The organism is Lentzea pudingi (genome assembly GCF_014646255.1).
Lineage (GTDB): Bacteria > Actinomycetota > Actinomycetes > Mycobacteriales > Pseudonocardiaceae > Lentzea > Lentzea pudingi.
This window is the reverse complement of sequence record NZ_BMNC01000019.1, coordinates 83,295-106,903: the sequence shown is the minus strand read 5'-3', so window position 1 is coordinate 106,903 and position 23,609 is coordinate 83,295. Positions and strand designations below refer to the sequence as shown.

The window sequence follows — 23,609 nt, the reverse complement described above, 5'->3', positions numbered from 1 at the left end:
CACCATCCGTCACAACGGCAGCGGCCCGCCCACGAAGTTGAGGAAGCTCAGCGCTTGATCCGACTCAAGTGCGATCTTCTCCTGCACGCGCCAGAGGTCCAGGTACCTCTTGACGATCTTCGGGTCATGAAGGACCGCCTGCTCGTCGTATCGTTCAGCGTAGACGAGGTGCAGCTCCGGTTCAGCTTGATATGTGGCGAGCTGATAGTCGGCTTCCTGGCCTTCGTAGAAGCCGTGGCTGAACGGTATGAATCGGAGACTCACGTTCGGCAACACCGCAACCTCGGCGAGGCGGGTGAGCTGACCTGCCCAGATCCCGGTGGTGTCCGAGATCGGGCTGACCCGAGCCAGCGCTGCCTGGTCAATGATGAACTCGAAGCGCTGGCCGGTGTTGGCGAGTACGTCTTGGCGTCGAACACGAAGGTCGACCAGACGATCGATCTCTTCAGCGGCGAGCCCAGCCGCTTCCATGAGGTAGCGCATCAGCTCGGGCGTCTGGAGCACACCCGGAATCAGCATGCTCGCCTTGCTGCGGATCAAGGTTGCGGTGCGGTCCATGTCGACCAGCTTGCGCATCGCCTCGGACTTGAACTTCCAGCGCAGGTCGGACTTCTTCGCCTGGGCGGCGCCGAGTTCGGCGTGATGCGCGATCTGCGTCCAGGTCGCCGCTTCGCCACCCAGAACGGATCGAAGCTTCTCCAGGAGTTCGGTCGTGAAGTTCTTCTGACCGCGTTCCAGTTCGGCTTGCGTCGGCTGACTCCATCCGCATGCCGTTGCGACTTCACGTTGCGTGCGTTCGCCACGTAGCGCTTCGAGCAGTCGACCGCACTGGATGTTGTGGATGAAGGCTGGCATCTCCGCGGACGCCATGCGTGTACCTCCTGAACAGAGCATCGGGCCCGACACGGGCGCTACGGACAGTAGCAGGGCAACCATCACCGTATTGGGGCATTATCGGATTCCGATATCGGACTATAAACTGTCGACGTCGGACGTTCAGCTGGGCATACGTGGCGGGAGGTGGCGGATGATCTCCGATATCGAAAATCTGAGCTCGGATCCTGCTGCCTCACGGTGGCTGAATCCTTCCAAGGCGCTCGCTGGTTGAGCGGCACGCCGGGAACCGGGCCTCGTTGCCGGCCCTGTTTCCTCCGCATGGCGCTGCCGCTATCCGATCCCAGCGAGCGGGGCGCGCCACGGCACGGGTTTCCCCGTCCCGGCCGTGGCGCTGCCTCAACGACGAGTGGAGGCGCGCGCATGGCGGGACCAACGGGAGCGGTTTGCGTGGTCGTAAAACTGACCTTCGCGCAGGCCTCGGTGCTTGCACGCGCGGCGGTAGTCGTGACGTCGGCCTTGGAGTGCAAGGAGATCAACGCTGCGGATCAAGGGCTGAGCGCGTTTCGTTGCGCAGTGGCCCTGGCTTTGTCGCAAGACGTTGTCTGCGAAGCGGGCAGTCGCAGCCAAAAGCCTGAGCACGGTCCAGGACTTCGGGCCAGTTAGCCCTAGAGGGAGGTCACGGATGAGCAACCACGTCTTGTTCGGAGGACTTCGTCGGAACCTCGATGATCACCTCGAGCGGGTGTTGCGAGTCGCGGTCGACGGTGACGCTGGGATGGCGCTAGCCGTTATGCGGCAGGACGTTCCGGGCATCGTCGCCGCGTTGCGCGCACTTGCAGAGGGGCATCGGGCGGACGAGAACGGCTATTGCGAGAAGTGTCGGAGCGGACCGTTCTGGCGTCGGGTAGCGGCGCCGTGTCGGATGCTGCTCGACGTGCACCTCGCGGTCACGGTGGCGGCGACGGCGCGCAAGTGTTCTGGCCCGCAGAGCCACAGACTCCGCTCGTCCTCTTAGAACCAATATTCCTACTAGCGTATGGGAATGACATGCCAAGAAGGGTCTCCACCACACGAGGGCGCGAGTTCGGTGAGGGTGTGCGCGCGGTGGTTGCGGGCTCAGGACTGAGTTCGCGTCAGGTCGCCGAGCTGGTCGACTGCGACGAAAGCAAGGTCTCGGAAGTGTTGAACGGCAAGGTGTACCTCAGCAGACTTGAAGTCGCGGTGTTGCTGAGCGTATGCCGCCCAGAGGCCGCTGAGCGTAATCGGCTGCTCGCGTTGTACCCGACCCGGCACGTGCTGGGGTGGTGGCAGCAGTACGGGAAGTCCGCGCCGATCCGGCCGAGCACCGTGCTTGCTCACGTCGCCATGGCGAAGGAGCTGATTGACTGGCAACCGCACGCGTTGCCGGTGTTCCTGCGGACCGACGACTACGCGCGTGAGTTGATGATCGCTTCCGCCACCGTGCCGCAGGAGGAGATCGACGAACGGCTGCGTGTACAAGCCGAGATGAGGGACTTGCTCCGCGACCGCCTGGACTGCACCTTCTTCATCCACGAATTCGCTCTGCGGCTTCAAGTAGGTGAGCCTGCGGTACAGGCCGAGCAGATGCTTCACCTGACGATGATGGCGAACTGGGCGCACGTGAAGATCCGGGTTGTGCCGGCCTCGGCCGGCGCGCACGCCGGGATGACTGGGGCGTTCACGCAATTGAAGTTCCCGAAGTACGAGCCTGTGGTCTGGCTGGAAGCCCTGAACTCGCACACCTTCGTGGAGATGAAGGATTCGATCGCAGGCTACGAAGCGGTTGCGGGCAAACTCGCCGAAGTGAGCCTGTGTGAGCAGGCATCACTCGACATGATCAACAGACTTCAGCGCTGGTGATCTCCCTATGCCGAAGGACTTCCGGGCCACGACGCTTGAACGCGCCATCGGGCGGCAGCTGGCCGGATGGCGTGCCGAGCGCGACCTGAGCCTCGCCGAGGCCGGTCAGCGTGTGGGCTTCAGCAGCGCCAAGCTGTCCATGATGGAGAACGCGGTGCAGCCATCGGTGCCCGTGGACGTCATGGCGCTCGGCTACGTTTACCAGGTGCCGACCCCAGAATGGCAAGCAGTGTTGCTTCGCGTGCAGTACGCGGAACAAGCGCGCGTACGCGTGCAGACCAACGGCCCGAACTTTGACCCTGCGGCGGACTTTGCGAATCTGGTGTATGAGGCCACGTCGCTACGAGTGTTCACGACGGACCTTGTTCCGACGGTACTTCAACTTCCCGGCTACACGAGCAGGGTTATGCAGAACGACGATCCGGTGCGGACAGCGCGGCTGGCGATGGTGCGCGAGGCCTGGGCGGCACGCCTGAGTGACAGGGACCCGCTGGCCGTTCACGCAGTCTTCCCGGAGGCGGTATTGCGGCACGCGATCGGCGGGCCGCGGGTGATGAAGGCGCAGCTGCTCCACTTGATGGAGGTCAGCGGCCACGAGGCGGTGAGCGTGCAGGTCGTGCCGCGCGACACGGGACCGTATCCGGCGATGGGATCGCCGTTCACGTTGCTGGGGTTTCCGCATCGGCAGCACAACGACGTGGCGTATCTGGAGACGTTCATCAAGGGCGAGTACGTCGAGGAGCCGGGGCTGACCGAACGGTGCGCGCAGCGGTTCGCGAGCCTGCAGGACGTCGCGTTGGGGGCGGGCGAGTCGCTCGAACTCATCGCCCAGGCGACAGCTGAGTTGGAACAGGTTGTACGTACCTGTTCGTAGCGGAGTCGCATCAGCCGAACGCCAGTGGTTCACCCCCTCGGAGCAGGCGCAGACAATGTGGAGATCCGGCTCGGAGCTGACCGGGTCGGTGGTCGCGACTCCTCAACCCCGCAGTAACGCGGCATGGCGTTGCACCTGGATGCCTGGGCCGCCTTCACGACTTGGGCGAGCGACAGCGGTCACGCTGACGATGATCATGCCGCCCAGATGATCACTCGGCGGCATGAAAATGCCGCCGCTTCGTTGCCATCTTGGAGGGACTCCAAGCGCTGCTTCCGCGGCGAAGATACTGTGCCTGAGCAGGCCTATCTTCGACCGGGGGACGAGGCGATGGCGGCTGACTGGCTGTTGGTCGAGACGTTCGGTGGTCTCCGGCGCGAGCCGACGGTGCTGGCGGCCGGTCGCAGCCCGAAGAACATGGTGTCGATTCGGTCGGTTCTCGGTCGCGGCCCGTTCCTGCCCGATGTCCAGGGTGTGATCGCGCGCGTAGTGCGGAGCCGCGGGGCGATTGAGGCTCGAACGACAGTCGGTAAGCGGAGGGTGATCGCCCACCCGCTGCAGACCTACGGTGGCGTGGTTCACGGCGTGCACGTGTGGGTGGGGCCGCTCGACGAGGATCCTCCTGTACGTGATGCGGCAGGTGCATGGCATATCAACCTCAGCCGGCACGTCAGCAGCAGGTCGGACGATCTGCTTCGGCTGTATGGGACGAGGGCCGACAAGTGGCGCAACGAGCACGACTTGGCTGAGCTCTTCGCCTATCAGCGTCTGCAGACGAACTCGGACGAGGCCAAGGCGTTGGCGCTCATCGTCAACGCGAAAGCGGGTGCGGAGCACCTGGCCACCTGGACGGTGAACCGAGACGACGGTGTTCGGCGTGCGTTGCACTTCGCCTGCCGGTGCGTCGAGGTGAAGGCGCCCAACGGCCGGGTTGAGCTCATCGTCCGGGGGATCACCCACGACATCGGACCGGCGGAGAGCGTGCCGGCCGCGCCTCCGCCCATTCCGGTCCTTCTCGCGCAGCAGGTACTCGCAGCGGAAGCGACGCCTGGGCGTTGGCGTGCGATCGTCGACCTGCGCACGATGCGGTTGCTGAAATGGCTCGACAACCCCATGCCGGGCGTGGCGTGGACGCTCGGTGCACCACATCGCCCAGCTGTTCATCGAGCTGATCTGCGTAGAGCGGTCGGCCTCTCCAACGACCTCGCGGTGAGCGGACGCGCCGAAGGCGTCTTGCGGGTTCGCTCTGAGGACGGAGGGTGGATGAAGGTCGCCGTCTCCGCTGCGCTCATGGCGCTTGATCAACACACCACCGCAGCGCTGGTCACCCTGACCGAGCCTGAACGTGGGATGGTCGGCTGAGTTGCCGGCCGTGGGAAAGGTGCTGGTTAGTGAGCAGCTTCGAGGGCAAGGTCGCGGTGATCACCGGGGCCGGTGCGGGCATCGGGCGAGCGCTGGCGATTGAGCTCGCGCGACGGGGCGCGCGGCTCTCACTGCTCGATCGCGATGCTGCCGCTTTGGAAGGCGCGGTCGCACGCTGCGAAGCGCACGGCGCACGAGTGCTGGCACATGTCGTCGATGTGACGGACTGGGACGAGATGCGAGCCGCCGCGAGCGCGGTCAACTCCGAGCTCGGCGGCGTCGACTCCGTGTTCGCTGCCGCCGGCATCATTCACCGTGGCAGCCTGCTCGACTCCGACGTGGCGGACATCGAGCAGGTGATGGCGGTGAACTGGCGGGGATCGATGTACACCGTCAAGGCCCATCTCCCGTTCGTCGCCGGTTCGGAGGGTGGCCGGATAGTCACGTTCTCCAGCGCGTTCGGGCTGGTGGCGACCTCGAAGTACACCGCCTACAACTCATCCAAATTCGCTGTTCGCGGCTTCAGTGAGGCGCTGCGCCAAGAACTCGCCGCGGCTGGCAGCGACGTGTCGGTGACGTGCGTCTTCCCGGGAGGCGTCCGAACCTCGATCGTTCGCAACGGCCTTTTCGCAGCAGGGGAGAACCGCAAGGCTGTGATCCGAGGCTTCGAGAAGCAGGTCGCGCGTACCGACCCCGAGAAGGCGGCGGTGACCATCCTTAGCGGAGCCGAACGCCGTCGGGCGCGCGTCTTCGTCGGGACGGACGCACGTCTGGTAGCTGTCCTTGCACGCCTACTCGGCGGCCACTACCAGGACTTGCTGCCTGCACTGGAACGACTGCGGGGGCGGATGCGACCCCGGCGGCGATGACCTGGGAATCATGGTTCCGGTTGACGTGATCGGCACCCCTACCTACGCTACTCCAATCGGACTATTCCGATTGGGTTGGCTTTGTCGCTATCGAGCTGATCCCTGAAACGCAGCAGTGAGGCAGTCGTGGGCTGCCCTCGAACGCGATCGGGGATCGACATGGCTCGGCGAACATCCTCTGTGAAGGCTTTCCCGCTGCCAGTGCGGCGTCGCCTGATGCTGCTGGCTGCCGCACCTCCCTGTGACGCACCTCGGGGTTCCGCCGGGGAGGAGCGTCTCGATGAGCGGAAGCCGGCACGTGAATCCACAGACGTTCGGGCAGGGACTGCGCACGCTTCGAGCGGAGCAGCAGAAGTCCTTGGCAGCGCTCAGCGCGGACTCGAACGTGAGCAGGAGCTATCTCGGCAACCTGGAGCATGACCGAAGCGTGCCGGGACCGGAGATCGCCGCCGCGATCGATGCCGCCTTGAGCGCAGGCGGTCGACTCATCAAACTGGCCGCACCCAAGCCACGCACTCGACCAGCACGAGATCGCGTGCGTCCAGACCAGCTGCCCGTGGCGATCCGCGGACTCACCCCTCGAACCGAGCTGATCAAAGAAGCCGAGGAGGCGCTCGCGACGCACGCGGGGGTGATCGCATTCGACGGTCCGGCGGGTGTCGGTAAGACCGCTTTCGCGGTGACCTGGGCGCACTCGATCGCCGACGCTTTCCCCGACGGTGTCCTGTTCGCCGACCTGCGAGGCTATGCAGCCGACCCGCCTGACGACCCGGCTTTCGTCCTCGGCGGTTTCCTGCGCTCGCTGGGTATCGCGCCGTCGGACATACCGAGCGACCTGGCAGAACGCGCCGCGCTGTACCGAACCCTTCTCGCCGGCACTCGCACGCTGGTGGTGCTGGACAACGCCGTTGACGACGAACAAGTCAGGCAGCTCCTGCCGGGTTCGATGTCGTCCTTGGCGGTGATCACCAGCCGCAACCGCTTGTCCGGTGTGGTGGTGAGAGATGGCGCCGTGCGCATCACCGTGCAACCCATGACCGCCGACGAAGCGCATGAACTTCTCCGGTCGGTTGTCGGGCCCCGCATCGACACCGACCTCGACGCGGCACAGGTGATCGCGGATCGAGCCGGACGGCTTCCCCTCGCACTCCGGATCGCAGCGGAACGGGCAAGCCGCTGGCTCAACACGCCCCTGCGGGCACTCGCCAACGAGCTTGCTCGGCGCCAGCCGCTGGACGTGTTCGCGGTCAACGACACCCTCGCAGTGCGGACCGTCCTGTCGTACTCGCATGACGCGTTGCCCGCGAAGATGTCCGATACCTTCCGGTTGCTGGGCCTGCATCCAGGCGGACCGGTTCGAATCGAAGCCGCAGCGGCTCTCATGGACCAGCCGCCTTCCCAAGCACTGGGCCACCTGTCCGCGCTGGCCAGCATCCACCTGCTCGACCAGACCACGGAGGACAGGTTCGTGATGCACGACCTTGTCCACTCGTACGCTCTCGAGCTCGCGCGGGAACACAACTCGCACCAGGACAACGCCGCAGCCCTGGAGCGACTGGTCCGCTTTTATCTGACCACCGGTGCCGCTGCCACCCGGATTCTCTGGCCGTCGCGTCCGAGAAGCGGGCTCAGTCTGCCCAAGAACGACCTGACAACACTGATGTTCCGCGACCCGGCGCAAGCGCTCAACTGGTTCGAAGAGGAGCTGCGTCTTCTGGTCCAGCTGGTGCGCTGCGGAGCCCGATGGAATGTCACCTCTGTTGCCTACCTGCCTGTTGTGATCAGCGAGATGCTGTGTCATCGGCGTGCATGGTCCTGGTGGATGCCCGCGCTTTGGGAGGCGCTCGCGATGGCTCGCCAAGGTGGCCACCGAGACGCCGAAGCCTGGATCTTGGAAACGCTGGGCGACGCGAGCATCGACGCCGACGACAAAGCGGCTTCGATGAATCTCTACCGGGAGGCCATGGCCATCCGCGCCGAGCTGGATGACTGCGGAGGGCTCGCTATCGGGCACGTGGGGCTCGCCAAGGCATTCTCCAAGGTTGGCGCCTACGACGCCGCGATCGCTCACTGCGAGAACGCGCGGAAGATCAGCGTCGAAGTCGACGACATGTGGCAGTACTCGGTGGCGACCGCGCATCTCGCCATGGCGTGCGCGGCTCTCGGATTGGTTGGAGAGGCACGCGATCTGCTCAGCGCGACGCGAGCAGCGCTAGATGTGATGTCCAGGGACGTTGTTCCGGTTTGGGCGGGTGACGGCCTGTCGTGAAGACAGGTGAAGGCCTCGGGAGGTGAAGTGGAGCTGTCTAGGAACCGCTTCACCGTCCGGAGGCCTTCGTGTCCCACCCTAACGCGGCGCTGACTCCACGTGCCCGGCTACGCCTGGCGCGTCTGATCGTCGAGCAGAACTGGCGTCCCGCCGAAGCCGCGAAAACGTTCATGGTCGCGGTCAAAACAGCACGTAAATGGGCTGAGCGTTATCGACTCGAGGGCGAAGCCGGGATGGCCGACCGCAGCTCGCGTCCACACCACAGCCCGGCCAGGACGCCCGAACCGCTGGTGCGGCAGATCGTGATGCTGCGCTGGCGCCACCGGCTCGGGCCCGTGCAGATCGGCGGCCGGCTGGGTCTCGCGGCCTCGACAGTGCACGCGGTGCTGGTGCGCTGCCGGATCAACAGGCTGTCCCGGATCGACCGGGTCACCGGCGAACCGTTGCGCCGCTACGAACACCCGCACCCTGGTTCGCTGCTGCATGTTGACGTCACCAAGTTCGGCAACATCCCCGACGGCGGCGGCTGGCGCTTCGTCGGCAAGAAGCAAGGCGACCGCAACCGCGAGGCCACCGCCAAACGCACCGGCGCCCGGCACGCCAACTACGAACCCAACGTCGGCACCGCGGTCCTGCACACCGTCATCGACGACCACTCCCGCGTCGCCTACATCGAAATCCACGCCGACGAGACCGCGGCCACCGCCATCAGCGTCCTGCAGCGGGCGATCACGTGGTTCGCAGAGCGTGGTGTCACCGTCGAAAGAGTGTTGTCCGACAACGGTTCCTGCTATCGCTCGCACGCCTGGCGCGACGCCTGCGCCGAACTCGGCGTCCGACACAAACGAACGCGGCCCTACCGCCCGCAGACCAACGGCAAGATCGAACGCTTCCACCGCACCCTGGCCGACGGCTGGGCCTACGCCCGCCACTACCCCTCAGAAACCCAGCGCCGAGCAGACCTGCCCGGCTGGCTGCACTTCTACAATCACCACCGAGCCCACTCCGCCCTCGGAGGCCAGCCACCCATCACCCGGCTGACCAACCTCCCTGGACATCACAGCTAGACGACGCCGGGGATCTCATGTCGTCAGGACGTGTGGCGATGTTGCAGGCAAAACTTGCTGAGACGGCCGGTGAACATGGCCTGGTCGTTCAGCACCTGGACGATGCGCTGAGGATCTTCGGCCGCGTCGGCGACGTGTGGAGCCAGGCGCACATCCACAGCCGCCTCGGTGCTCTGCATGCGGACTGCGGAGATCATCGGGCGGCACGCCGCGCGCGCGGGTTACGGGCGCCGAGTTGCTCACCGGCGACATCGAGCCCGCCGCCACGCGACTACGCGAGCAGGTGATCAGCAGCTTGGAAGAGGAGCGGTAGGGGACTTTCGCTCAGATGGGCCGCGAGCGGCGATGGCGGATGGGTGCGATGCGACGGCGGTAGCCGCCGAACCACGGTTCATCAACAAGTGTTGGCGTAGCTGGAAGATTGAGTCCTATCACGACTTGTTGTGGAGTGAGGGGCGCGCCGCGGACTAGGTGCGCGGCGCGCCTGTTCTCACGCTCGTGGTTGACCGGTCGAACACATCTGGTTGCCGGGCGGGCCGCTGAGGTTCGGTCGTGTGGGGACGTAGTAGGCGTTGACGATCTTGTGCGGTCCATCCTTGAAAAACGGACGGCTGCCCCAGGGCGGGATGCAGGACGTCCCGGCGGTTCCTGTGCTCCAGTGGAACTTGATGAGGATGAAGCCGTCGCCGCAGTGCACGTAGCCACCGGTCTGTTCGCCCTGCGGCAGGTCGAGCGAATAGAAGCCACAGGGTCGAGGAGAGATCGCGGATGCGGTGTTACTGGGGGTGTCGATCATGCCGGCGGCTGTCGCGGCGAGAAGCATGCCTGCTGCGGTGAAAGCGCGGGCGATGTTCGCGTTCACGGGGACTCCCTTGCGTTGAAGTGGTTGATTCAACCCAGTTTTGGGAGTCCACAGTGAACAGACAAGGTGTCTTCTGTATCGCGGTGAACGCGAGACAGAAGACGGTCTACGGCAGCGGATCGAGATAGAGCCGTCCGCCCGCCTGGAGAGTCTTGGTGACGAGGACGTCGTTTGCCGTGTGCATCGCGGCCACGACCTGAGGGGCGCCCGCTGGTGCGTAGCGCAGCGCCGCGACAAGGAAGACGATGTCGTCGTGGGGCAGCATGAGCCGTGGTGTGATGATGCGGTCGGTGCGCAGCGGATAGGCGAGAACAAGGCCGAAGTCGCTGTACAGGTCGGCGCCGAGGTCATTTTCGCTGTGGCGCAGCAGCTCTTCCGCGGCCGTGTCCGGCACGAGCAGGTTGCACCACGGGTGCGGCGACTCCCACAGCCCGGCGCTGCGCAGGAGGGGTTCGCCGTCGGCGAGCCGGTTGACGAAGTCCCAGTAGCTCGCGGTCCGGGTGTCGGCGTCGCGGAAGCCGAGACCGTCGAGTCGGCCGTGGCCGGCGGAGACGCCAGTGAACGTGACCGCTTCCAGCTCGGCGACACGCTGCCCGTTACGGATCTTGAGCTGTCCTTCGACGTAGTCGAAGGCGCCGGTGGTGACGAGGTGCCGCTGACCGGCAACGAGCTGGTCGATGGTGTCGTAGTGGAGTTTGTGCCATGTCACGGTGTCCGGAGCGAGCACAAGGCGCATGGTGGCGCGGGTGATGACGCCGCTGCGGCCCCGGCCTGCGCGCACCGCGTCGAACACCTCCCGGTTGTCGTCCGGGCCACAGGAGACGATGGCGCCGCTGGACGTGACGACGTCGAGACTGAGGAGGTTGTCGGTCTGCGCGCCGTGGTGGTGGCTCGCGCCGCCGAGGCCGCCGACCGACAGGGTGCCGCCGACAGTCAGTTCCAGGTAGTCGGTGAGCACCGGAGGGGTCAGTCCGTGAGGCAGGGTCGCTCGGAGCACATCGCTCCACCGCGCACCCGCGTCGACGACCACGCGGTCGGGACGGACGTCGTGAACGCCGTTGAGCTGGTTCATGTCGATCACCACGCCACCCGGTGCCTGAGCCTGGCCGCCGGTGGAGTGGCCCTGCCCGCGGGGCACGACCTGCAGGCCGTGCTCGCGGGCGTACCGGACCACGATGCTGATGTCAGCCGCGGAGGCGGGCCGCAGCACCGCTGCGGGTAGGTGCTGGACTGTGCCGCCGTAGTCGTGCGCAGCCCAGCGAAACGCGTCCTGGTCGGTGTCGAGCGTGCCGGCCAGTTGGGAAAGGGACGCAAACGCTGGGGTCACTACTGGTCCTCCTTCAAACTGTTGATCATCTGCTGGCGTAGTCGCGTCGCGGTGGGCTCGATGTTGCCGTTGAGCAGCTCCGCGGCGGCAGACCACGCTTCGTGGGCGGCGCGCTGATTGCCGCGCTCGGCCTGCAGGTCGCCGATGCGACTGTGGACGTGGGCCTGACTCCACACGTCACCGACGTGGCTGAACGTCTCCAGAGCGTCGTCGAGGTGCCGCAGAGCACGGTCGTACTCGGCCGTCGACTCGGCCAGGCCGGCAAGCAGGGTCGACGCGCATCCCGACGACATGAAGTCCTCGGTCTCGTCGAGGCTCTTTCTGACGGAGTCAAGCAGGTCACGTGCTTTGGTCGTAGCGCCGAGGGCGGCCCGTGCCATCGCGAGGTGCGCGGTCGCGACCGCGTACTCCCAGCTGTCGCCCGCGTCGTCGCTGATCTGGCGGGCGGTCTCGCATTGCTTGATCGCGATGTCGTAGTCGCCGAGCTGGCAGTAGGCCCGTCCGAGGCCGACGTGGCCGGCGGCGATGCCGCTGCGGTCGTCCAGCTCGGCGCGGATGCTCATCGCCTCCCGGTAGAGCCCGATCGACGAGGCGGCGTCGCCCGCGTCGATGCCGGCATCGGCCAGCGTTTCCAGCATCCACGCCTCCGCGTCACGGTGCCCACCCCGGCGCGCCATCGCGAGCGCGTCGCGCAATGCGGGCACCCACCAGGACCAGGCGCGCCGGTGGAACAGCATCTCGTTGATCACCACCGGCAGGTAGGCCACAAAGGTGATGTTCCACTGCGCTCCGCATCGGACCAGCCGGACGAGCAACCGCAGCTCCTCCTCGAACCAGCGGATGGCGTCCGCAGGCCGACGAAATGTCAACGTTGTCAGGTTGTGGCTGGGCAGGTCTGGTGGACGCCTCGGTCGGGAAGGCCAGAGCAGTCGTGTCGCTGCCGCTCCGGTACGCAGGTAGGAGTCGATGAGCCGCTCGAGGGCGGCGACGTTGGCTTCGTGCGGATTGTGCTCCAGGGCGAGTTCCTGGGCGTAGGAGTGGACGAGGTCGTGCATCACGAACTGATCCTTGGCGGTCAGCTCGATCAGGTGCACGCTGGCCAGCGCTGATAGGTGGCCCAGCGCGAACTCCGGTGGGAGTTCGGTGAGCGCCGCCGCGGCCTCGATGCGGATCGGCCCACCAGGATGCAGCCCCAGTAGCCGGAACGTCGTTGCCATCTTTGCGGGCAGCGCGTCGTGGGAGTAGGACAGCACGGTCCGCACGGCCAGGGTGTCGTCGACAGCGAACACGTCGAGCGGCTGGCGTCGCGTGAGTTCGTCGGCCAGCGCGCTCAGCGGGGTGTTGCGCTTCAAGTTGGCGCGCTCCGCCGCGATGCGCAGGGCGAGCGGGAGTCGTCCAGCCCGGTCGGCGATAGCCCGCGCCGCGGCGGGGTCGACGTCAAGCCGCGGCCCGATCACCGACCTGAGAAGCTCGTGCGCTTCGCTCGCGCTCATCGGCTGGACGGTGAGGCGGACCGCGCCCTGGTGCACGACCGCACCCGACATGCGGCTGCGGCTGGTGATCAACGCGAGCGAGGTTGCCGAGCCTGGCAACAGCGGGCGGATCTGCTCGGCATCGAACGCGTTGTCCAGCACCACCAAAGTGCGGGTGCCCTCCAGCAGGGTGCGGTACAGAGCCGCCCGCCCGCCGAGATCGCTAGGGATTTCCGACGGGGAGGCGCCGAGTGAGAGCAAGAAGGCGCCGAGCACGACCGCAGCGTCTTCGGGCGGGCCGGCGGCGTAGCCGCGCAGGTCGGTGAACAGCACACCGTCCGGGAAGTCCGCGGCGATCTCGTGCGCCCAGGTGACCGTGAACGCGGTCTTGCCCACGCCGGCCGGGCCGTCGATGGCGATCACGCCCTCGTGCACGGCCAAGGCGCCCTCGGCCTCCTCGAGCACCTCCCGGCGCGCTACGAAGCCGCGGACCGCCGCCGGAAGCTGGGCGGGGCGCACGCGGTCGCGTGTCGCCCTGGAACGGGGCTTGGGCACCACAAGCTCGGCGAGCCGACCGCTGGCGCCGAGCGCATCGTCGATCGCCGCGGCGACCTCGGGGCTGGGCACACTGCGGTCGTGTTCGAGGTTGCTGAGATAGCCCCGGCTCACGCTGGACTCAGCACTGAGCAGGGTCAGCGACTTTTTCTGCGCATCACGCAACTCACGCATTCGTCGACCGAACGTCTGGCAATTCGTTTGGATATGTTCATTCTTCGACCCCCCGGTCGTGTGGATAGCTGTCTTCTGTCTCTTGTTCATCGCGATACAGCTCCCCCCTAGCGGTTCCCCCTTGAACCTGCCAACACTGAACGTTGTCAACTGACCACAAGCAGTGGAAACAGCAGGTCCGAGGAGGTGAGGGTATGCAGACGACTCGTTGCTTCGTCACGTATTCCACGCAACCACGCGTACGAAGTCACCCGGTCGAACGACAACTTTCGTCGGTCATCCGAAACGAATTCGCATTCTGCGCTCGTCACGGGAGGCGCAATGTCGCTCTGGCTGACCTATGGCCTTCTCGGCGCGGTAGCGGGCCCCGTCGTCACCGTTGTCGGCCGTTGTGTGGCGCTGCGCGAACCGCTGTCGTGGAGTTCGGCTGTCCGAAGCGACTGGGCGGCGATACTCGCGGCGAGCGCGCTGCTGAGCCTCGTACTGGTCGAGGTGGCCGAGCGGCGGCCCGCAGCAGCGGGCGCGGTCTCATGGCTTGCGATCATGGGCTTGCTGCTCGCGTCGATCGACTGGGCGTGTCACCGGCTTCCCCAGACCTTGGTCGGCACGCTGCTCGGCGGTGGCGTCATCCAGCTCGGTCTCGCCGCTCTTGTCCAGCACGACGGTGCCGGACGCTTGCTGCAGGCGGGCGGTGCTCTTGCGGCGGTCTTCGCGGTCACGGTGACGATGGCGTTGGTGTCCCCGCAGGGCTGGGGTGCCGGCGACGTCACCCTGTCCGCCACGGCCGCGTTCTTCCTCGGCTGGTTCAGCTGGTCGCACGTGGCCATCGGGCTCGGCCTGGCGCTCGCGCTCGGCGCGGTCACCTTCGGTGTGCTGCGCGCGAGAAGAGCCTGCTGGCAAGGACTGCAGATCCCCCTCGGACCAGCGCTGGTCTTCGCACCGGTCTGCACAATCCTGCTGATGTAGCGGAGGCTGCCTGATGTGCCTGCCGTTCAGAGAAGACGATCCCGCGATCCTGCACGGGGCACTACCGACCCTGCTGCACGCGATCGCGCTGTTCGCCCTCATCTTTGCTGCCGCTCTCGGAAAAGACCTGCGCCCGCACACCCCCATGTACGCCGGGCGCGCCGGTCGAGGCGGACCCCGTCCCCCCTCGGGGTCCGCCTCGGCACCACTGTTCAAGTTCCCGGTTTGGAGGCCGCAGTGAACCCCACGACACGATTGGTGATCACGGCGAGCACGCTGATCCTGCTCGGAGCCTGCGGCGCCCCGCCGGCCACGACGACGAAGGCGCCGACGACGGCCCTGCCGCCGTCCTCGGCGATCAACCCGGCAGACGCCGCACGCAACGAGGCTGTAGCCGTCTATCTGAAGATGTGGAGCGTCTTCTTCTCCGCGGGCAGCACCTCGGATTGGCAATCCCCCACGTTGGGCCAGCACGCTGTCGGCACTGCCCTCAACAAACTCACCGACGGACTTCGTCGTGACCGCGACCGTGGTGTCGTTACCAAAGGGGAGCCGACCCACGACACCAGTGTGTCCTCAATGGAGCCCCCGGTAGACCCGAAAAAGGTCGTTGTCCGTGATTGCAGCGACTCGTCGAACGCGCTGAAGTACCGAGCCGACAACGGTGAGCGCGTCGGCAACACGCCTGGTGGCCGTCAGCGGATCGACGCGATCGTGGAGAAGCAGCCGGATGGCGTGTGGAAGGTTTCCGATTTCGGGGTGCACGAGGTGGGATCATGCGACTGACAACCCGGCACGCCCTAGTCGTCGCTGCCCTCGCACTCACGGGGGTTACATCTGCTGCCCCACTCGCGTTCGCATCCGGGGACGGTGGCTACGGAAGCGTCGACTGTATCCAGACCCCTTCAGCGGCGTGCGACATCGCGGCGGGAACGCGCCCGAACCGGCCAACCCTCAACGGCCAGCAGCCGATAGGCACATACGACGACAGCACTGCCACCGAGAGCGAGTTCGGCTGTCGGTACGTGCCAGTGGACTATCCGGCGCCGAGCGGGCCTTCGCCGGAGCCTGGCGGCTGGTTCATGGTGTTGTGCAGTCCCGACGGCAAGGACCCTGACTCGCACGGCCCGGTGTGGGTTCCCGCGGGTGCGAGCACGCCGCCGACGTTGAGTCCGGAGCAAGTCGCGCAGATGGCGCGCAAGCAGTTGCGGCTGCCTGCACCGGCCATCACGGCCAGTCCGTCCGGTACGCAACTGGTGCACTTGCCCACGTGGCTGTGGCTGTCCGCCGGGTGGACGGATTCGGCCGCAACCGCATCTGTGCCGGGTGTGTCGGTGACCGCGACCGCGACGCCAGTGACGGTCAGCTGGTCGATGGGCGACGGGACCATCGTGACGTGCACCGGGCCAGGTACCCGGTATCAGGCCGATGCCGACCCGAAAGCGAGTTCACCGGACTGCGGGCACACCTATCGCCGGTCGTCCGCTCGTGAGCCAGGGCAGGCGTTCGCCGTGTCCGCCACCGTGCACTGGACCGTCTCCTGGTCCGGCGCCGGCCAAAGCGGCACGTTCCCGGACCTGACCACCACGAACTCCACGACGTTGCGGGTCGCTGAGTCGCACGCCCTGAACAACGGGTCCCGCTGACCTTCAACTGAACCACCTTCCCTCAACCGCTCGCTGATGCTCATTCGCGACGCGGCGCACTACTCCCATGCCTTTTGGAGGGCGAGATGAGTACCTTCGTCACCGACAGCCACGCCGTCACGAATCAATCCACATCAGACAGTGGAATGTGGATGAGCGGCAAGCAGCGCACCGTCTCGCGCTTGCGCGGCAGGCGACGAAACCGTCCCTATCTGGTGCTCGGCTTGTTGCTCCCAGGTCTGTGCGCGGGAGCGTTCCTGTGGATCTCGCTCGCCACCGACGATCAGCGGCCGGTGCTGGCGCTCGCCCGCGAGGTGACGGTCGGGCATGTGGTGGTGGCGCAGGATTTGCGGCGCGTCAAGGTCGCGGTCGATGCGGGCGTGCTGGTCGTGGACGCCGGGCAGGCGGCCGGCGTGGTGGGCAAGACCATGTCGGTGAGCCTGCCCGCGGGTGCCTTGCTCACCCCGGACGCGGTGGATTCCTCCGCGGTTCCCGTGGCGGGACAGGCGATCGTGTCCTTGGCGTTGAAGTCCGGGCAGTTTCCTGCCGAGGTCGGGCCGGGAGCGCGGGTGACCGTGGTGTTCGTGTCCGGTGCCACGAGCGGATCCGTGCCGCGTACTCCCGGCGAGGAGGGCAGCGGCACGTGGTCGGGTGTGGTGACGAGCGTGGCGACGCCGCCCAACGAGCAGGTCACGGTGGTGTCGGTGCAACTCGCCGAAGCCGCCGCCGGTCAGGTCGCCGCGGTGCCGGTCGGCCAGCTGTCACTCGTGCTCGTAGCGGGAGGTGGCCGGTGATGCTGGTCGCCGTTGTCAGCCTCAAAGGCTCACCAGGCGTGACGACCTTTTCTGTCGCGTTGGCCGCCCGCTGGCCGGCTCCCACGCAGACGGTGCTCGTCGAAGCGGATCCGTCCGGAGGCGACGTCGCGACGCGGTTCCGCCTGCCTTCCTCGCCCGGCCTGCTCAGCCTTGCCGCGGCCGCACGGGGCAGCGCCGACCCAGGGTTGCTGTGGCAGCACACCCAAGCGCTACCAGGAGGTCTGCTCGCGGTCACCGCGCCGCCGGACGCGGATCTCACCCGCGGCGCCTTGCTCACCCTCACCGCAGACTCACCCTCCGGCGCGGGCCTCATCCGGGCCAGTGCGCACAAGCCCGGTGTCGTCGTGATCGCCGACTGCGGCCGGGTCGATCACGCCTCCGCGGCGATGAGCATCGTCCGCGAGGCCGACGCCTTGGTGCTGCTCACCCGCGCCCACGCCGACGATCTCGCGCACCTGACCCGCAGACTGCCCACCGCCGCGCGCTGGACACCCCGGCCGATGCTGCTGCTGGTCGGGGACGGCTACGCCACCGCGGACGTTGGCCGCGAGCTCGGCGTGATGCCGCTGGGCCGCATCCCGCACGACCCATGCGGTGCCGCTGTCCTGTGTGGACGGCCACCGCGATCACGGTGGCGCCGTAGCCGGCCGTCGCAGTCCGCACTGGGACGGTTCGCGCACAAGGTCGCCGCCGAGCTGGCCCCGAGGGTCGTGATGGCGCCCACCCTCAGTCTCGTCAACGGCGCCGGCCCAGCCCACGAACTCCCTGTCACACCACGGCTTCCCGCAGACGACCAGTCCGGCGGGCAGGAGCACTCTTGGAGAGGAGTCTTGTCATGACTCACCCCGTGAACGGGCATCTCAGGTCGGTGCCGCCGCTGCCCCGCCAGGAGCCGTGGTCACCGCCCCACCAGCCCGGCACCAGCCCTGCCGACGGCGGTATGTGGAACGCCACTGCGGGCGGCAGTCCGCCCATCGTGCCACGCGACGATGCCGGCGAGGACATCGATCGTGCCGCGCGCGACGGGCTCCGGCAACACTTGCGCGTCGTGCTGGCCGACGAACTGCCCAGCCAGGTAGACGCCCACGAGAAACATCGCGGCGCCGCGATGATGCCGTCGGCCCGCCGTTCGCTGGGCGAGGCGATCCTGGCGGGCGCGGCGCGCCGCCACAGCGAGCGGGAACTCATGGCCAACCGGCCCCTCGTCGCGCCGGACGTCGAGCGCCAAGTGGTCGTCGAGGTGCTCAACGAGATGTTCGGCATGGCGGGCCTGCAGCCGCTGCTGGACGACCCGACGATCGAGACGATCAACGCCAACCGGTTCGATCGCGTGATCGTGCAGCACACCGACGGCCGCCGCGAGCATGTCGCCCCGGTCGCCGCGTCCAACGACGAACTCACCGATCTGGTCCGGCTGCTCGCCGCGCGGGCGTCCAGCCAGGAACGGCGGTTCGATCACGGTTCCCCCGCGGTCAACCTTCAGCTGCCCGGTGGTGAGCGGTTGTTCGCGGTGATGGGGTTGACCGCGGACGGGGTGACCTCGCTGTCGATCCGCCGGCACGGCTACCTCACCGCCACGCTGCCTCAGCTGCGTGAGCGCGGCACGATCGACACCGGTCTGCGGGAGTTCCTGCGCGCGCTCGTGCGTGCCCGCAAGAACATCCTGATCACCGGCGGTGCCGCGGCCGGGAAGACGACCATGTTGCGGGCGCTGGCCTCGGAGATGGATCCGCTGGAGCGGATCATCACCATCGAGGACGCGTTCGAGCTGGGCCTGGAGCGTGATCCGAACATCCACGCCGATGTGACGGCGCTGCAGTCACGCGAGCCGAACGTGGAGGGTGAGGGAGCGGTCTCCCAGGCCGAGCTGGTGCGGTGGGGCCTGCGGATGTCGCCGGACCGGGTCATCGTCGGCGAGATCCGCGGGCCCGAGGTCATCCCGATGTGCAACGCGATGAGCCAAGGCAACGACGGATCCATGGCCACCCTGCACGCCTCCAGCTCCCGCATCGCCTTCACCCGCCTGGCCTCCTATGCCGCGCAAGGCGCCGAGCGGCTGTCGCTGGAGGCCACCACGCTGCTGGTCGCGAGCGCGGTGCATTTCGTGGTGCACCTGGGCCGCGGCAGCGACCGGACCACCCGCGTCGTGTCGTCGGTCCGCGAGATCGTCGACGCCGACGGGCCCCTGGTGGTCTCCAACGAGGTCTACCGGCCCGGTCGCGACGGCCGGGCTCGCCCGGTGGCCGGCGCGCTGCGCACCGACACCCTCGACGAGCTAGCCGCCGCCGGACTCGACCCTGTCGTGCTCGACCAGCCCGACGGGTGGTGGCCACGATGAACGTCTCCCTCGGCACCGCCCAAGGACTTGCCGTCCTACTGGGCCTCGGGACAGGGCTGGGCGTGCTGCTGTTCGTCATCGGCTGGCACGGCGCCGAACCACGCCCTCGCCCGTGGCGCGCGCGACCGCGCAGTGGCGAACAACGTCAGCGCATCGGAATCCGGTTCGGTGTCGCGCTCGCGGTCGGTGTAGCGGCCGGCGTGGCGACGGGCTGGGTTGTCGGCGCGGTCCTGGCCGGGACGGCCTGCTGGGCGCTGCCGCGTGTGCTGGGCCGCGACCCGGAGCACGCGCACCGGGTCGCGAAGGTCGAGGCGATCGCCACCTGGACCGAGATGCTGCGCGACACCCTGTCGGCCGCATCCGGTCTGGAACAAGCGATCCTCGCCACCGCGCCACTGGCACCGGCCCCGATCCGCGGCCAGGTCGCCGGCCTGGCGCGTCGCCTCGAGAACGGGCAACGGCTCGCGCCGTCGCTGCGGGGCCTGGCCGACGAGCTGGCGGACCCGACCAGCGATCTGGTGATCGCCGCGCTGGTGAAAGCCGCCGAGCAGCAGGCCCGCCAGCTCGGCGAGCTGCTCGGCGCGCTCGCGCATACCGCACGGGAACAGGTGTCGATGCGGATGCGGGTGGAGGCCGGTCGAGCGCGCACGCGCACCTCGGTGCGGGTGATCGTGGGCACCACGCTCGCGTTCGCGGTGGCGGTGGTGCTGCTCAACCGCCCCTACATGTCGGCCTACGACTCCCCGACAGGGCAAGCGGTACTGCTCGGTATCGGGGTGCTGTTCACGGTGGGATTCGCCTGGCTGGAAAGGATTACCCGCGTCACGGAGCCGCCGCGACTATTGGCCGCCGCCCCGGCACCGGCGGGCGAGTATCCCCGTCCGGTCGTCGAGGGGCAGGTGTGACATGGGCGCCGTGATGACCGCGCTCGTTCTGGGCGCTGGATTCGGTCTCGGCCTATGGGCCTTAGCGTTCGCGGTGTTTCCACCTCGGCCGGCGCTGGGCATGGTGCTGGCGCGGGTCACCGCCGCACCCGCACCGCCTCCGATCGTGGCCGTCGGCGAGACGGGGTGGACCGCGAAGCTGGGCGGTCCCGCCGTCGCGCCGCTGCGCGCGCTGGGGCTGCCTGGCGAGCGGCTGCGCCGCGACCTGGTGGTCGCCGGACGGCCGATCAGCACGCACCTGGCGGAGAAGGCCAGTTTCGCTCTCGCCGGACTGGTGGTGCCCGCGCTCCTGCTGCTGGGGCTGTCCGTCCTCGGGCTGCCGATCGGCTGGCAGTTCCCGATCATCGCCGGGCTCGTCCTGGCGGCCATCGGATTCGAGCTGCCCGATCTACGGGCACGCGCCGAGGCGGCGAGGCTGCGCACCGGGTTCCGGCATGCGCTCTCGGCGTTCCTGGACCTGGTGTGGATCACGCTGGCCGGTGGCGCGGGCGTCGACAGCGCGCTCAACGACTCGGCGGCGGTCGGTCACGGCTGGGCGTTCACCCACATCCAGCGCGCCTTGTCCGCCGCGCGACTGACCCGCACGACCCCGTGGGCCACGCTGCGGCAGCTCGGCGACGAGCTCGGCATCCCGGAGCTGGTCGAGCTGGCCGCCTCGGTCAGTCTGGCCGGCACCGAAGGCGCCAAGGTCCGCGCGAGCCTGGCCTCGAAAGCCACGGCCTTGCGGACGCGACAGCTCACCGATGCCGAAGCCGAGGCCCACTCCGCGACCGAACGCATGGCGCTACCGGTCATGTGCCTGTTCCTCGGCTTCCTCGGCTATGTCGCTTACCCGGCACTGACGCAAGTGATCAACGGCCTCTGAGTCGAGGCGCAAGTTCCGTTTTTCGTTATAGGACAGGGAGAAGACAATGACGATCAACCAGTTGAGCATGGTGTGGACGATGGTGCGGGCACGCATCGACCTGCTGCGCCGCAACCCCAGCGCGGGCTACGTGAGCGAGACGACGCTGATCACCGCCCTGCTCATCTCTGCGGGAGTCCTCGTGCTCGGAATCATCGTGGCCAAGGTGATCGCCAAGGCCACGAGCATCGAGCTGTGAGCCGTGCGATGGCACACGTGACTGCTCCCACCCGCCGCCACTACCCGTACGGCTCCGGGAAACGGCGTGGCTGTCGGCTCGGTACCCGGCAGCGGGGCTGCCTGCAGCGGATTCTGCGGGATGATCGCGGCGCGGCCAGCGCGGATCTCGTGCTCTTCACACCGCTACTGCTCCTGGTGCTACTGACGCTCGTGCAGTTCGTGCTGTGGTCGCACGCCACCCACATCGCGCAAGCCGCCGCCTCACAAGGACTCGCTGTCACCCGAGCACAGAACGGAACCGCCGCGGCAGGTATCGCGAGCGCGCAGCAACTGCTCGACCAGCTCGCACGAGGCCCGCTGACCGGCGCAAGCGTCAATGCCGAACGCAGCACCGAGTCGGCATCCGTGCGGATCACCGGCACCGCGAGAGCCGTTGTCCCGTTCCTGCAGCTACCGGTTCATGCCGAAGCAGTAGGTCCCGTCGAACGGTTCGTCCCTGAAGTCAACGGGTTCGCGAGTCCCTGAGAGGCCCAGCCCGGAGCCAGCGGTATCGCTGCACCAGAACGGACACCCGCACGCAACCGACCGACCGATCGATCTATCAGATGTCCACAAAGGATCAAACAGCGTGGCGCTGTGAGAGGACTGGAGTGTCTGATGAACGAGTCTCCTGTGCGGTACGGGAGCTTCAGTTCCGGTACCGAACCGGTGCTGTGGCGTCCCGGTCTGGCCCTTGAGCGGCTGCGTCGCCGTGCCGTGTGGCGTTGCCTGGTGCCTGATGCCGGGCTGTATGCACTCGGCGGGGTGCTGACGCTGCTCATCGGCGTGGCCAACCGGCCCATGCTTGTTCTTGTTGTCGCGGCGGGCGCGGTGCTCGTCGTGGTCGCGGTGCTGATCGCACGCTACGACTACCTGCGGTTCGGTCATGACCTGACGGCTCGAACGGCTGCCTGGCGCACCGACCGCGGGCGAGGTGAATGGTACTTCCGTTCCACTGATTTCTTGGATCGGGGACCGTTGGCTGCGGCAGCCCTTGCCGCGCAGGTCATCAACGCGGTGCACCTGAGTCATTCGGGGCCCGCCGCGCCGTGGATCGGCCAAGGCCACTTGGACGCTGTTCACCGGCTGGCGTGGGACATGCTGCTCGCGCTGTACCAGGCGCCCACGGCACACGAGGACCTGCAGCCGGTCATAGCCCGGCTCACCCTCGCCACCGCACACATCCGCGAAGCCAACCGGCGGCTGCACCACGCCGCGGCCACGACCCGGACCGACGACCTGCTCGCGCACCTGACCGCACTGCACGACGTTCTACCCGCGGCGGTGACGCCATGACCGCCGCACGGACAACGCCGTGCCGCAGTTCGTGGTGGCGTGAGGACCGGGGCTCTGCGAGCAGCGAGATCGTTCTGGTCACGCCGCTTCTGGTGATGCTGCTGGTCTTCGTCGCTGTGGTCGTGCACCGCGGTGTCGACGCACGGCTGCGGATCAATGACGTGGCGCACCAGGCGGCTAGAGCGGCCAGTCTCGAGCGCACGAGTGCCCGCGCCGCCGGCCAGGCACGCTCGACCGCGACCGCCGCGCTGGCCTCGGCGGGGGTGACCTGCCGATCCGTGGCCGTGGACATCGCTACCGCAGGACTTCGGCCGGGCGGCACCGTGACCGTGACCGTCAGCTGCGACGTCGACCTCGGTGACGCCCTGATGCTCGGCGCAGGCCAGAAACGGCTGTCCGCCACGGCGATTGAGCCGGTGGACACCTACCGGTCCAGGGCCATCGTGGCTGAGGGAAGGAGCGGCAGATGACCCGGATGAATCAGCTGGCACGGCGGGTGCGGTCGTGTGCGGACGACGGGCAGGTGAGCGCGTTCGTCGTGACGATCACCCTCGCGCTCCTGGCGCTCGCCGGGCTCGGCCTCGACGGTGGCCTGGCGCTCGCGGCCAAGGTCAAGGCCAACGGGCACGCCGAGGCCGCCGCCCGCGCCGGAGCGCAAGCACTCGACCTCGCCCAGTACCGCGCCAGCGGCCAGCTTCACCTGATCCCGGCGCAAGCGGCGGCCGAGGCCCGCTCCTACCTCGGCAGCGTCGACGCGTCCGGCACCGTCACCGTGTCCGGCAACACCGTGACCGTCACGGTCACGGCATCCCAGCCGACCCAGCTACTCGGACTCATCGGCGTGTCCCGCCTGCAGGTTCACGGCGAGGGCAGCGCGCATCCGCAGCGCGGCATCACGACCGCCGAACCCTGACCCACCCCCGGTAGCCCAG

General features: G+C 67.6%; 24 protein-coding genes. 19 read left to right on the top strand and 5 right to left on the bottom strand.

The window, feature by feature from the left end; genetic code table 11:
* Positions 1-9: 9 nt before the first annotated feature.
* Complete coding sequence (locus tag IEY88_RS38390; RefSeq protein WP_189159834.1) at positions 10-870, bottom strand: helix-turn-helix domain-containing protein; 861 nt, start codon at positions 868-870, stop codon at positions 10-12.
* 1,014 nt (positions 871-1,884) lie between these two features.
* Between IEY88_RS38390 and IEY88_RS38385 the strand changes: the two genes are divergently transcribed.
* The 6 genes from IEY88_RS38385 (at position 1,885) to IEY88_RS38360 (ending at position 9,159) form a co-directional block, all read left to right on the top strand.
* Positions 1,885-2,718 (top strand): helix-turn-helix domain-containing protein, encoded by an 834-nt coding sequence (locus IEY88_RS38385; RefSeq protein ID WP_373294267.1) that lies wholly within the window; start codon positions 1,885-1,887, stop codon positions 2,716-2,718.
* 7 nt (positions 2,719-2,725) lie between these two features.
* Entirely contained in the window at positions 2,726-3,592 is an 867-nt protein-coding gene (locus IEY88_RS38380) for a helix-turn-helix domain-containing protein (protein ID WP_189159832.1), read from the top strand.
* A 123-nt stretch (positions 3,593-3,715) separates the two neighbouring features.
* Complete coding sequence (locus IEY88_RS38375) at positions 3,716-4,954, top strand: GAF domain-containing protein (RefSeq protein ID WP_189159831.1); 1,239 nt, start codon at positions 3,716-3,718, stop codon at positions 4,952-4,954.
* Between the two features lie 29 nt (positions 4,955-4,983).
* Entirely contained in the window at positions 4,984-5,823 is an 840-nt protein-coding gene (locus IEY88_RS38370) for an SDR family NAD(P)-dependent oxidoreductase (RefSeq protein ID WP_189159830.1), read from the top strand.
* A 280-nt stretch (positions 5,824-6,103) separates the two neighbouring features.
* Positions 6,104-8,092 carry a helix-turn-helix domain-containing protein gene (locus IEY88_RS38365; RefSeq protein WP_189159829.1) on the top strand — a complete coding sequence of 663 codons (1,989 nt, stop codon included), beginning with the start codon at positions 6,104-6,106 and terminating at the stop codon, positions 8,090-8,092.
* 68 nt (positions 8,093-8,160) lie between these two features.
* A complete protein-coding gene (locus IEY88_RS38360; RefSeq protein WP_189159828.1) occupies positions 8,161-9,159 on the top strand; it encodes an IS481 family transposase in 999 nt (332 codons plus the stop codon).
* 23 nt (positions 9,160-9,182) lie between these two features.
* Here IEY88_RS38360 and IEY88_RS38355 read toward each other — a convergent pair whose 3' ends face one another.
* The 4 genes from IEY88_RS38355 to IEY88_RS38340 all read right to left on the bottom strand — a co-directional run bounded on the left by IEY88_RS38355 (position 9,183) and on the right by IEY88_RS38340 (position 13,639).
* Entirely contained in the window at positions 9,183-9,356 is a 174-nt protein-coding gene (locus IEY88_RS38355; protein WP_189159827.1) for a hypothetical protein, read from the bottom strand.
* Positions 9,357-9,649: 293 nt separating this feature from the next.
* Positions 9,650-10,021 (bottom strand): DUF6355 family natural product biosynthesis protein, encoded by a 372-nt coding sequence (locus IEY88_RS38350; RefSeq protein ID WP_189159826.1) that lies wholly within the window; start codon positions 10,019-10,021, stop codon positions 9,650-9,652.
* A 106-nt stretch (positions 10,022-10,127) separates the two neighbouring features.
* Positions 10,128-11,348 carry an FAD-binding protein gene (locus IEY88_RS38345; protein WP_189159825.1) on the bottom strand — a complete coding sequence of 407 codons (1,221 nt, stop codon included), beginning with the start codon at positions 11,346-11,348 and terminating at the stop codon, positions 10,128-10,130.
* On the bottom strand, positions 11,348-13,639 hold the full coding sequence (locus tag IEY88_RS38340) for a helix-turn-helix domain-containing protein (RefSeq protein ID WP_189159824.1): 2,292 nt from the start codon (positions 13,637-13,639) through the stop codon (positions 11,348-11,350). Before IEY88_RS38340 ends, IEY88_RS38345 begins: the two co-directional genes overlap by 1 nt.
* 231 nt (positions 13,640-13,870) lie before the next feature.
* Between IEY88_RS38340 and IEY88_RS38335 the strand changes: the two genes are divergently transcribed.
* The 13 genes from IEY88_RS38335 (at position 13,871) to IEY88_RS38275 (ending at position 23,590) form a co-directional block, all read left to right on the top strand.
* Positions 13,871-14,515 carry a prepilin peptidase gene (locus tag IEY88_RS38335; protein ID WP_189159823.1) on the top strand — a complete coding sequence of 215 codons (645 nt, stop codon included), beginning with the start codon at positions 13,871-13,873 and terminating at the stop codon, positions 14,513-14,515.
* Between the two features lie 258 nt (positions 14,516-14,773).
* The gene (locus tag IEY88_RS38330; protein ID WP_229694152.1) at positions 14,774-15,301 is read left to right on the top strand and encodes a hypothetical protein; all 528 of its coding nucleotides are present in this window, start codon (positions 14,774-14,776) and stop codon (positions 15,299-15,301) included.
* 239 nt (positions 15,302-15,540) lie between these two features.
* Complete coding sequence (locus IEY88_RS38325) at positions 15,541-16,161, top strand: hypothetical protein (protein ID WP_229694151.1); 621 nt, start codon at positions 15,541-15,543, stop codon at positions 16,159-16,161.
* 152 nt (positions 16,162-16,313) lie between these two features.
* Positions 16,314-16,955, top strand: coding sequence for an SAF domain-containing protein (locus IEY88_RS38320; protein WP_229694150.1), 642 nt, complete (start codon positions 16,314-16,316; stop codon positions 16,953-16,955).
* The gene (locus tag IEY88_RS38315) at positions 16,955-17,815 is read left to right on the top strand and encodes a CpaE/TadZ family protein (protein ID WP_229694149.1); all 861 of its coding nucleotides are present in this window, start codon (positions 16,955-16,957) and stop codon (positions 17,813-17,815) included. The genes IEY88_RS38320 and IEY88_RS38315 overlap by 1 nt, the downstream gene beginning before the upstream one ends.
* Entirely contained in the window at positions 17,812-19,314 is a 1,503-nt protein-coding gene (locus IEY88_RS38310) for a TadA family conjugal transfer-associated ATPase (RefSeq protein ID WP_189159820.1), read from the top strand. The genes IEY88_RS38315 and IEY88_RS38310 overlap by 4 nt, the downstream gene beginning before the upstream one ends.
* A complete protein-coding gene (locus IEY88_RS38305) occupies positions 19,311-20,219 on the top strand; it encodes a type II secretion system F family protein (protein WP_189159819.1) in 909 nt (302 codons plus the stop codon). The genes IEY88_RS38310 and IEY88_RS38305 overlap by 4 nt, the downstream gene beginning before the upstream one ends.
* A 10-nt stretch (positions 20,220-20,229) precedes the next feature.
* Positions 20,230-21,123 carry a type II secretion system F family protein gene (locus tag IEY88_RS38300; RefSeq protein WP_229694158.1) on the top strand — a complete coding sequence of 298 codons (894 nt, stop codon included), beginning with the start codon at positions 20,230-20,232 and terminating at the stop codon, positions 21,121-21,123.
* Between the two features lie 46 nt (positions 21,124-21,169).
* Complete coding sequence (locus tag IEY88_RS38295; RefSeq protein WP_090011799.1) at positions 21,170-21,361, top strand: hypothetical protein; 192 nt, start codon at positions 21,170-21,172, stop codon at positions 21,359-21,361.
* A 17-nt stretch (positions 21,362-21,378) separates the two neighbouring features.
* The gene (locus tag IEY88_RS38290) at positions 21,379-21,867 is read left to right on the top strand and encodes a TadE/TadG family type IV pilus assembly protein (RefSeq protein WP_229694148.1); all 489 of its coding nucleotides are present in this window, start codon (positions 21,379-21,381) and stop codon (positions 21,865-21,867) included.
* Between the two features lie 132 nt (positions 21,868-21,999).
* On the top strand, positions 22,000-22,677 hold the full coding sequence (locus IEY88_RS38285; RefSeq protein ID WP_189159817.1) for a hypothetical protein: 678 nt from the start codon (positions 22,000-22,002) through the stop codon (positions 22,675-22,677).
* A complete protein-coding gene (locus IEY88_RS38280) occupies positions 22,674-23,147 on the top strand; it encodes a TadE/TadG family type IV pilus assembly protein (RefSeq protein ID WP_189159816.1) in 474 nt (157 codons plus the stop codon). The genes IEY88_RS38285 and IEY88_RS38280 overlap by 4 nt, the downstream gene beginning before the upstream one ends.
* Positions 23,144-23,590, top strand: coding sequence for a pilus assembly protein TadG-related protein (locus tag IEY88_RS38275; RefSeq protein WP_229694147.1), 447 nt, complete (start codon positions 23,144-23,146; stop codon positions 23,588-23,590). The genes IEY88_RS38280 and IEY88_RS38275 overlap by 4 nt, the downstream gene beginning before the upstream one ends.
* The last annotated feature ends 19 nt before the right edge of the window (positions 23,591-23,609 follow it).